This is a genomic window from Variovorax restrictus, assembly GCF_051216715.1.
GTDB lineage: Bacteria > Pseudomonadota > Gammaproteobacteria > Burkholderiales > Burkholderiaceae_C > Variovorax.
The window spans coordinates 51,304-60,772 of sequence record NZ_JBPJZH010000011.1 but is presented as its reverse complement, the minus strand read 5'-3'; the positions used below and the strand labels follow the sequence as shown (position 1 = coordinate 60,772).

Annotated in this window: 10 protein-coding genes; 1 reads left to right on the top strand and 9 read right to left on the bottom strand. The window is 59.1% G+C overall.

Features of this window, described 5'->3' with window-relative positions; translation table 11 throughout:
- Positions 1-408 precede the first annotated feature (408 nt).
- The gene (locus tag ACSFA0_RS26170) at positions 409-750 is read left to right on the top strand and encodes a hypothetical protein (RefSeq protein WP_435453189.1); all 342 of its coding nucleotides are present in this window, start codon (positions 409-411) and stop codon (positions 748-750) included.
- A gap of 19 nt (positions 751-769) precedes the next feature.
- Here ACSFA0_RS26170 and ACSFA0_RS26165 read toward each other — a convergent pair whose 3' ends face one another.
- The 9 genes from ACSFA0_RS26165 to ACSFA0_RS26125 form a co-directional block, all read right to left on the bottom strand.
- Entirely contained in the window at positions 770-1,066 is a 297-nt protein-coding gene (locus ACSFA0_RS26165; RefSeq protein ID WP_435453188.1) for a hypothetical protein, read from the bottom strand.
- Positions 1,067-1,217: 151 nt separating this feature from the next.
- Positions 1,218-1,541, bottom strand: a complete 324-nt coding sequence (locus ACSFA0_RS26160) for a hypothetical protein (RefSeq protein ID WP_435453187.1) — start codon at positions 1,539-1,541, stop codon at positions 1,218-1,220.
- Positions 1,542-1,647: 106 nt separating this feature from the next.
- Positions 1,648-2,523 carry an N-6 DNA methylase gene (locus tag ACSFA0_RS26155; protein ID WP_435453186.1) on the bottom strand — a complete coding sequence of 292 codons (876 nt, stop codon included), beginning with the start codon at positions 2,521-2,523 and terminating at the stop codon, positions 1,648-1,650.
- A gap of 688 nt (positions 2,524-3,211) precedes the next feature.
- A complete protein-coding gene (locus ACSFA0_RS26150; RefSeq protein WP_435453185.1) occupies positions 3,212-3,550 on the bottom strand; it encodes an H-NS histone family protein in 339 nt (112 codons plus the stop codon).
- A 563-nt stretch (positions 3,551-4,113) separates the two neighbouring features.
- Entirely contained in the window at positions 4,114-4,716 is a 603-nt protein-coding gene (locus ACSFA0_RS26145; RefSeq protein ID WP_435453184.1) for a hypothetical protein, read from the bottom strand.
- 62 nt (positions 4,717-4,778) lie between these two features.
- Entirely contained in the window at positions 4,779-5,405 is a 627-nt protein-coding gene (locus tag ACSFA0_RS26140) for a thymidine kinase (RefSeq protein WP_435453183.1), read from the bottom strand.
- Positions 5,406-5,577: 172 nt separating this feature from the next.
- Entirely contained in the window at positions 5,578-5,874 is a 297-nt protein-coding gene (locus ACSFA0_RS26135; protein WP_435453182.1) for a DUF4124 domain-containing protein, read from the bottom strand.
- A gap of 11 nt (positions 5,875-5,885) precedes the next feature.
- The gene (locus ACSFA0_RS26130; RefSeq protein WP_435453181.1) at positions 5,886-6,326 is read right to left on the bottom strand and encodes a DNA polymerase III subunit gamma/tau C-terminal domain-containing protein; all 441 of its coding nucleotides are present in this window, start codon (positions 6,324-6,326) and stop codon (positions 5,886-5,888) included.
- Positions 6,327-6,407: 81 nt separating this feature from the next.
- Entirely contained in the window at positions 6,408-9,467 is a 3,060-nt protein-coding gene (locus tag ACSFA0_RS26125; protein ID WP_435453180.1) for a hypothetical protein, read from the bottom strand.
- Positions 9,468-9,469 lie beyond the last annotated feature (2 nt).

The following is a 9,469-nucleotide window of genomic DNA, read 5'->3' as shown; positions in this document are numbered from 1 at the left end:
ACCTCAAATCAGCGCAAAACGACTCCCGAAAGCGCTGCTGACTGCACCATGTGAAAAGTGAGTCTTCGACGAAGAGGAAGACTCGCTTTGGAGGGGAGTATTTCCGCATCCTGCTAGTCGCGGGCAACCAGCTGCGCCAGGCGTTCACCTAATCGAGTTGCTGCGAACGCTTACACCTGTAGACACAAGACGGACTCCTTCGCCGCCCACACGACGGCCCGGATAAGCACATGTCGAATGGTTTGTCGTTTAGCGTGCTCATCAGCGGGGGCGGCCGCTGACGACATTGGATAATCAGGCATGCCTCACTTACAGCAGCCTTCTCTAATCTTGCCAAGTCTGGACCTCCTTTGCGCAGGTCATCACAGCGGCGACGGGGTGGCACTCGCGCACTGGCGAGAAGCAGCCTTGTCCGCTGCCTGGTGCTGGCTTGAGCGTAAAGGCAATGGCTACTGGCTTGCAGTGCGCGACAAGTCAGGCGCGGTTCTCGAGTGCGCCTTTAGCTGCGAAACGGGACGGGCCTGCGCGATGGATATCTGCACTGGCGCGCCGAACCTGCATTTCGAGAGCGTGTACGAGCTCGCACAGTGCACGACGGCGGTTCTCCCCCTCGACTTCGCATACAACCCAAGCGCGTTGGCCTATGCGACCCGCTTCCCTGCAGAGCCAGCAGCGCGCGCACTGATCGAGCGAGTTGATATGGCGCGGGCAGGCCTCGAAGGCGTAGGAACAAGGCGGGGCCTCACCTGACACCGCAAGGCAGCACTCTTTAGCGCTCGCTTCGCGCTTGGTCGCGAACCTGGAGGAGTGCATTGACCGCACTGTGGCGGTCAAAAAAACCGTCGCCTTTCCGTGAAGTAGCGCGCGCTTCGCCCTTGCCTATGATGTCGTCCGAACCATCTAACCTCGCGAACCAGCGCTTGTTAAAGCGAGGGGTCGGACGACCCGCACGATCATAGACGCGCGACGAGTCGAGCCATGCTGTTCCAACGACCGTTCCGTTGATCACAACGCTGACCATCGTCTCGTTGTCTTGGTCAGGCACTGCTTCGAATTTGAATGACATGCGTTTCCTTCTGCGCCACGCAAGGACGCCGGCAATATCCGAGATCACCCGTTGCGAGATAATCGCAGCGACGGCTCACCCTATAGTCTTGCCGACTTTCTGGCAGCGAAGCCCTGAATAGCTGTGACCACAACCGTTTTTTTGGCTGTGATCAGATTAATGGGGCGCCTTTGCCCATTTCTGATGCAGCGAAAGCCAGTCCTTGAAGGTCGTCATCCAAGACAACGTAGCCGCGCGCCAGGTGGCGGCGTCTCCACAAAAACAGGGTAGCGGCAACATCGTAGAGTGAGCAGGCGTGCCGGCCCACTGCCTGGCATTCAATGTTCCCACCGACTATGCCAATCAGATCGGAGGCTGCGCCGGCGGCGATCGCCTCACGACTCAAGCGGCTGGCGCATAGGCCCTCGGCCAACCCGTGCGCATAGACACCAAATGCGGGTTCGACCCCGTCCACAAAGGCTAGTTGAAATTTCATCGGCGCCGCGGATGGGGTGTCGTCTCTTCAGTCGCGGTCGTGCGGCCTTGCTGTCTCGTTTGCAACTGCCAGGCTCGGATCACGTGCGGGTGTGTGAGTCGGAGTGTCACGCCGGAGCGGCAGCCAACAAAGCGTAGCGGCCCGGACCGGTCCTTCTGAATCGATCAGGATGGCACTGAAGGACTTGGCGCACCTTGGCATGCCAGTGCGGGTTACCAGTCGGGCGCTTCGACTGTACGCCCTGGTAGATCTGGGCCAAAGCGCCCTCCCCCCCTAGCGCAGCCAGGATGGACTGGACGATCGGTAGCCACAATCCTCTTGGCTCTCGAGTGTCGTTCACTGCCTTTTTCCAGATCGGGTCGATCGCGCGCATCTCCTGCGCTTCCTTGTAGAGCAAGAAACCGAACAGCCGGCCAACGGTTCGTTCTTTCGTGAAGGTGACAAAGCTGAGCGGAAGGCGGATGCGTGGGAAGAGATTGCGCGGCAACATCGACTGTCGAATGTTGAACCGAGTGGCCATCTCTTCGACAACACCGCTGGACTGAAGGCAATACGCCGGCAAGATTAGTCCGGCTTGCCCCCCGAAATCCAGGTGCAAATGCGCGCGCTTCAGAAACGCCTCGACGACTGCAGCTTTGAAAGGCGGATTGCCGACGATCGCTTGGACCTTCCCGATTTCGTCATAGTCAACCTTGAAGAAGTCCCCCTCGATGACGCGCCTGCCTGATAATCGGCGCGCGCGTTCTGCGTGGAAAGGGTCTATTTCGACTCCGATCGCTTCGACGCAAGGTGGCAGCGCACATAACCACGCGCCGTCGCCGCAAAAGGCCTCCAAGACTCTGTCGCCTGCACGTAGATGTGCGAATTCTGAGTCGACTAATGCTTCAGCAGCCCAACTGGGAGTGAAGTACTGCCCCAGTATCTGTTGTGTGGTGCGAGCGGGCGAATCGGTGTCGCGTGTGGAATGGCGGGTGTCAAACATAAACTTCGGAGATCAAGATAATGCTCCAGAGTTTATGTGTCGATTGCCGGATGCAGAAATCGAGCCGATTTTCTAGAGTGCCCACTCCGCAAGGGACGGAGGCGGGTCTGGCGTTTCAGGGGCGCGTGTACTGTTTGGGCGCAGCATTTTCTGCAAGCGTCAACGCCCTCGCCGCCAGAACCTCACCCTGTATGCGCTCCCACACTCGTAACTGAAGCGCCTGGGCCTGTCGAGTTCGGACGTCCGCATTAAGCGCGAACGGAAAGAGCAAACGCCACTGGTACACCATCTCTGTACCGATTCCCTGCCTGCGATGCGCACGGTCGACCACTAGCGTTGATCCACCAGAGCCAAAATTACAATAGCTTGCGACAAGCCTCGCTCGATCGTGCGCCTCAAAAACCCCGACCCCATGCTCGTCAAGAGTCGCACCGTATCTACCGCCATGCCCAACAATTTGCAGTGGCACAACCGGAAGCCCTGCATGGCTCGGAAGCCTCGCCGGTTTTAACCCGCTTGCATTTGCTGCGCTGGTAATCCTGGGAGCTCCAATAAAACCTTCTCTGTCCATCGACAGGAAGGGCGCAAGGTGCGGCGGGAACTGGAACGACATGGCCATCGGCCCCCTGGCGGACTGGTTTTCGCGCGAAGAGCTCATTAGAAGTTGCCTACAGGCAGCGCTGACACCTCAGGTGACATTGCTGCTTGCAAGCATCTCCCGCGTCAACCACCCCGGCACTCTGCCACGTGTTCCACCAGTCCATGCCTGGCCATTAGGGCCCGTATACAGCCGTCCATTCTCGGGTCGCGGCGCGTTTCGTGCTTTCCAACCAGAGCGGGTTCGCTTCCCGACCCCAAAGAGCTCTGCCGCAGTGATCTCGAACTCCTTGATTTTGGGAAGCAGCTCGGCGACGACGGACTGCACCTCGATAAGCCGCTCCGCGTCGGCCTTTTGCCGAAGGGCGCGGTTAATCGCTTCCAGCTCCTGGATCTGTACTTCAAGGTCGAGAATAGGCTGTGCGGTCATGAGGAAGAATCTGTAAGGTACGACATAGCCGATATTTTAAATCGCGATATCTGAGAGCCCCTCAACCGGGTCGGAGGGCTCACGCTTCCGGAACGCTATCGACTGGCACCTTGCGCTCTAGGCGCATACCTTGGCCGCGTTTCCACTGCCATACGGCAATGCCTGCTGTTAAGGCGGCCGTTGTCTCCCACGTGCCATTTATCCACGACGGCAAGCCCCCGGTGACGACTTGCATGACCCCGAAGATTCCGTCACTGACAATCGAGATCGCGGTCACGACCAAAGTCGCCGGGTACGAGAACAACATGGCAGCAACCGCAATAAGCGCCATAGCCCCTAGAAGGAAAAAATCACTTTCCAGACCTGCGCCTCCATTTGGCGCATATCCGACCCCAAAGTACAGCGAAAGCGAAGCGAGGATAAGCTTGAACCTGTCGCTTGGCCGTTCTAGGCTCCGGTAATCAACGAATACGCGCGGCGCGCGCCAGGGCATCAAACCGCAGAGAAGAACGTCTAGGAGCCGCAGTCCAGGACGGTGAGAATTCGGTGGTTTTGACATTGGGTTAATGCATCTGAGCAGGTGGCTGATGCAGATCGTGGGAATCCCGCGTTGCAAGGACCGCCGCAACAACACGATCGGGCGTTGGCCCGAAGGCGCCACCCTTCGTAGGAATCGGATCCATGGCACCGAACCGAGCGATCTTCTTCGGTGAGTTGGCCACCGGGCAGACGCCCCGGTACAGCGCAGCTGCAGTGTGCACGCCAACCAATAATGCCTCCGAACTTGGCTTCGAGCGCGCAGCTTCAGACACAACAATCTCGCACACAAAGACGACCGCATCGAACGGGCTGACATGCTCCGCAAGCATGTTCTGGCGAAGTTGCTCGTCACGCAACAGGCTCGCGGCAAAACGCCCGAGCTCCATTTCCCCGCCGGGCCGGGAAAGTGTCTTGGCAACATACGCAGAACCAAGTGCGGTGCACTCCAACCGACCGCCGGATAGGAACTTGATTCCCGCCATGAAGGGCGCGACGCTGCCTCGCTGGTTGAATTCGTCGACGGCAACCTGCGCCCAGTGTGAGTACGCTGTCCTCACACGTTCAAGGTCAAGATCTGCCGGCGCGTGTGCTGGGGTAGCTGGCAATTTTGTGGTGTCCTGACTCATTCTGAAATTGTATTTGCAGAAGTCGAGGCAGGAGGCCGACTTTAGCCTCCGTCACTTGAATATCAGCAGTGCGCTGCGCTATCACTCTCCGCGCCGACCGCAGTGACCAGTTGACCCTGATAGAAGCAGCGTGCACAAACCTGCCGGTAGCGTGCGTTCCCGCCGATCTCAACTTGCGCGCCATGGCTAACGCGCTCGCCGTTTGCATCTATGCGCACGTTCATCGAGGCCTTCGCTCGGCACGCACAAGTTGCCCTGAGCTCTTCGACGTGATCTGCCAGGCTAAGGAGCTGTGCCGCACCCTCAAACGGGTTACCCCGAAAATCGGTGCGGATACCGTAGCAGCGGATCTGGATGCCTATCAAGTGAGCAGCGCGATGCAGCTGCTTGACCTGGCTCGTTTTGGTGAACTGTGCCTCGTCGACATAAACGCAGGCAAGAGGCTCTCCATCACGAACCAGTTCTCGAGCTACATCATAGAAATCTGTATCAGCATCGAAGGTGCGTGCGGGCGAAGAGATCCCCACGCGTGAGGCAATTTGCCCCACGCCAGCTCGATCGTCAACTGCTGCCGTGAACAGTTCCACGCGATGACCCTGCTCTTTCAGCCCATATGCGTTCTGCAATAAGTGCGTGCTTTTGCCTGCGTTCATCGACGACCAAATGAAGGTCAACCCGCTATCGCCCATCTAACGATCCTCCCAAAGCCTTCGTGCAGAGAACAGCCGGCTGCCACCGGACTTGGCAGAGCCGTAATCGCCCACCTGCACAGGCATTAAGTTGTGTGGCCATCTGCACGGCGCGCAATCGGTCATCGGCAGTGCGAGTCATTTTTGGACTTTACGCAGCCTATGCCCCACGTCAAAGTCGTCCTGATTTTGGGGCCGTCGATTGACGGTTCTTTGTCGAGTCGGACAGCTCGTGAGTTGCCGTCGGCGGGCGCTGACTGTTCAGCGGAGCGGGATGCGGTGAGTTCCCGCCGGTCTCGCTCGACAGCACTCGTCCGCCCGGGCTGACGTGCTCGGCTCGGATTGCCCGCTCACAAGGACGATCCCTGAACACCACGCCTGTCTCATCTGTGCATCGGTAGTAAGCCGCAGCAGGCAGTGAGACAAGCAAGAGGGCGGATATGAGCGTGGCGAGCGGGAATTGCCCCATGTGCTCTAACCTCAGGTCGGCTTCTGGGAGGGTGCGAGGGATGCGTCGACGGTGTCAACTACGACCTGCCCGCCGAACTTTTTGATCATCTCCTGGACCATGTCGTCGCGCATCACTGTTTCGAGTGCCGTGACGTGCCCTTGGATGCGCTTCGCGCCCGAGAGCGCCGCAGGAGACTTCGCCGCCGGCCCGAAGGTGATCTCTACTTCAAGGCTCTCCCCGAAGAACTCTTTCAGCGAGTCGATCAGACGCCCCATCGCCGGGCTTCGCTGGAGGATCCTCATCTCATCCTTCAGCTCGAGGCGAAGAGCCGGCTTGGTCGAGTCATAGGCGATCGGCTCGCAGTGGCAGGCGATCATTGCAGGGACGCCGCGCAGGCGCGACTCCTGGATGACCCTCCCCCACGAGAACGATTTGGGGGCGTGATGCGCAGTCGGTTCGTATTCGGGCATGTTGTTTCAGGTATCAGGTGGCATTTGTCGGGGCTGCAGCAGCTTGCACGAAGGTGCTGCAGCGGGCTAAACGTGACTTTGTTATGTGTTGAGCAACGCCTGAGCAGCCAGCTCGTCGCGCATCGTGTTCTCTCCACGCTGGCGATACGCGTCAACGACCTCGGCCGCCATGATGCGGAACAGGTCGTCGTCCTGATCGCCAAGGGTTTTGCCACGCAAAGTCATCTCCGTCTTCCGGAGTTCGCATTCCTTTTGGGCACTACCACCCGGGTAGGCGACGGCCAACGCCATCCGCCCGTTGCTGGGGCCCAGCCGCTCGTAGACGAGCTCGCGGATTACCTTGTCCTCTTGGGTGGTCGAGCCGGCCCACAACTCGAGTGGGCCCGCAGGATTGCGCAGTAGCTGATTGAAGTAGCCATCCTTCATCTTCATACGTACAAAGAATGTGGATCCGCCCGCGCGTGGGCCGCGGACGCCATTCCGCAGTGCATTTGTCTCTGTGTCGGACAGCCCGAATCGCTGAACGTATTCCTGAAGCAAGCTCTCGTCAGGCCGTTCCATCATGTAGATCGCAGTGGCCAACGAGACCATCTCCTCGTCGTAGTCGGCGAGTCGTTGTGAGCCCAACATGACCTGGATCCCCCACTTCCGCCCCTCGCGTCCGAATACCTTGATGCGCTCTCGCAGCAGAGTCGAGAACTTCTGACTTGTGCGGTGGAACTCGTCGCAGCAGATTGTCTTCAGTTCCTTGCTGAGCGCTTGAACTCGCGCGAAATGATAGGGCCGATACTCGGCAGGAAAGTCCGCAACGCTTTCCTTCGTCAGCGTGAAGTTGCGTGTGAGCATATAGATGGAGAGCCCATACATCACGGCGATCTGCTTTTGCCCAGATGGCCCGCCACCCTTAGCAACCTCATCCAGGTCAAGAATGTTCACGCGCGACTCACCGATGTCGAAACGTGTTGGGCCCCCAAGCACTTTGTACTCGCGACACGCCGACTGGATCAGACGCCCAAATGCCTCAGCGAGAGTCTCAGATCCCTGACCTCCTGTGAGCTTCTTCGCATACGTGTCGCTGATGGTGGAACTACGCACTGCGCTCGCCGCGTCCGCAAGGACCGGTACTGCGTAGCGCTGAGCCAGGAGTGCCTCGTGGGTCCGTCCACGTCGGTACAGAGCATCTCGCACGCCATACCAAGACATCTTGGGCGTGATCTCTACATCGCTCGCTGCTATCGCAGCATCAACAACCTCATCGACGCCAGGATGGTATTCGTGCGGGCGCCCGCGATCGTCGTCCATCAGCGCGGTGTACATCTCGTCGATGCACATGCCAACTAACTCTGCAGTTCCTTCGTATGCGACGCCGAGATCGGAGGGCGTAACGATCATCGTGACCAAGTCGATCAACGCTGCGCGCTCCTCAGGCATGGGGTAGTTTCGCCCCAGCTGAAGATCAAATGGGTTGAAGCAGAACTCCTCGGTGTTACGCACGCGGTAGTGACTGACATGGTGCCGCATCGCAGGGGGTAGCGCATGCTTGAGCAGGCTTGCAAGGCCCGCACTGCTGGGCCCGATGTCGATGATCGAGATGTACGGCAGCTTTGTTACTCCTGGCTGCGGCGCCAGGCAACTTGCAAAATGCTGCTTGAACATTTGCATCGACTTGCCAGATCCGGGGCCGCCGGTGTACAGCGAGATCCATGTCGACTGAAGAGCTGACCCAGGCTGGTACGGCATGAGCTTGCCGTCGGGCGAGGTGAACAGCTCTGCTCCAGCTGGCCAGGGCGAGGCCGGTCGGGTAATTGGCAGCATACGAACCACGTCCATCAAAGGCGCGGCCGCCTGCGACGCGACCGACTTATAGGTCAATCCCATCGCTGTCGACGTAAATCCCTCCACCGGATCGCCTGTCGCCTCGCGCGTCTCTGCGCCGCCCCAATCGATAAAAGCTTGAGACAGTCGAGCAGCACGCTGGCGCAGCAGCTCCGTCTGCCCCACGGGGGCCCAGGTATTGAAGCAGACCTGAAAGCCGACGACGGCCCCGTTCTTAGAGAAATCGGTCAAATCTCGTACGGCGTCTCGTATGTATCCGTTATCCGAGTTCATGACCTTGAGCACGCTCCCCAGACTGGCTTTCAGCTGCTGCTTGCGAAGACCGTTTCCCGTAAGCATGAACGAGACGGTCCACGGCATCTTGGGGTCCAGGTTCATCGCTCGATCGATTAGTGCTTGAAATGACTCAACACGCACCGGCGGGGTTTCAACATACATTGGCGCGTGCACGCGATCGCCAATCTGAATGAATCTCCCGTCGCTAGTGGTCGCGTCGCGCGGCCAGATTTGACTCGCCAACGGTGGCCACCAAACGGCGCCGACTTCTTCGTGGCGGATGGGGAACCGGACGGGAATCCTGTCGCCAGGCAGGGTAGCTCGCCAAGCCCGACCAAGCGACTCGGGGTCAACGGACATACGCATCGCCCTCACTGCGTCGTGCGCTTCCATTTTCTCGTTCAGCAGACCAAGCTGAGTAAGTTCCGACGAGACGGAATGCGCGAACGCCTGATGTCGATTACGCAGCGCGCTCAGGAGCCGACGCGGGTTTTGCGCGTCCGCAAAGTTCATTCCGTTGAAAACCTTCATCTCGTCCTGCTGCTGCGCGATAGCGGACTTCGCTTCCATCGGGGGCAGTACGGACGGATGGGTCCAGCACACAAAGTACACCCCTTCGTTTGAGACGTACTTGGTGAGCTCGCGCTCCTTCTCATCGAGAAGGTCCTTGAAGTCGAGTTGCAACTGGTCAGCCTGCAGGCGTGCGGGCTCTAGCGCTTTGCGAACGATCTCCCGCGCACCCTCAGGATCCCTGATCCAATAGACCTGAAGGGCATGGCCTGTCTGCTTCATCGATGAGTCAAGAAGCTTGGTGAGCGCGCTGATGCTCTTCTCGTACTCGTCCTCTCCGACCAGGCGGGAGCTTCCACTGACCCGAATAACGGTGGCCAGCGAGCCATCGGTCGCAACGAACGACTCGCCCCCGTGATCTACAGTCTCCAGGTCGACGAAAGATGTCGCAGGCTCGTGCAAGATCCATGAAAGGGCCGTCATGGCCGACTCGGCGGCGTCGCGTAGGAAGGTGAACATGT

Bases quoted from the DNA above. Each gene is read 5' to 3' on its own strand.
- ACSFA0_RS26165 (WP_435453188.1), bottom strand. From the start codon at position 1,066: ATGTCATTCAAATTCGAAGCAGTGCCTGACCAAGACAACGAGACGATG.
- ACSFA0_RS26160 (WP_435453187.1), bottom strand. From the start codon at position 1,541: ATGAAATTTCAACTAGCCTTTGTGGACGGGGTCGAACCCGCATTTGGT.
- ACSFA0_RS26155 (WP_435453186.1), bottom strand. From the start codon at position 2,523: ATGTTTGACACCCGCCATTCCACACGCGACACCGATTCGCCCGCTCGC.
- ACSFA0_RS26150 (WP_435453185.1), bottom strand. From the start codon at position 3,550: ATGACCGCACAGCCTATTCTCGACCTTGAAGTACAGATCCAGGAGCTG.
- ACSFA0_RS26145 (WP_435453184.1), bottom strand. From the start codon at position 4,716: ATGAGTCAGGACACCACAAAATTGCCAGCTACCCCAGCACACGCGCCG.
- ACSFA0_RS26140 (WP_435453183.1), bottom strand. From the start codon at position 5,405: ATGGGCGATAGCGGGTTGACCTTCATTTGGTCGTCGATGAACGCAGGC.
- ACSFA0_RS26135 (WP_435453182.1), bottom strand. From the start codon at position 5,874: ATGGGGCAATTCCCGCTCGCCACGCTCATATCCGCCCTCTTGCTTGTC.
- ACSFA0_RS26130 (WP_435453181.1), bottom strand. From the start codon at position 6,326: ATGCCCGAATACGAACCGACTGCGCATCACGCCCCCAAATCGTTCTCG.
- ACSFA0_RS26125 (WP_435453180.1), bottom strand. From the start codon at position 9,467: ATGTTCACCTTCCTACGCGACGCCGCCGAGTCGGCCATGACGGCCCTT.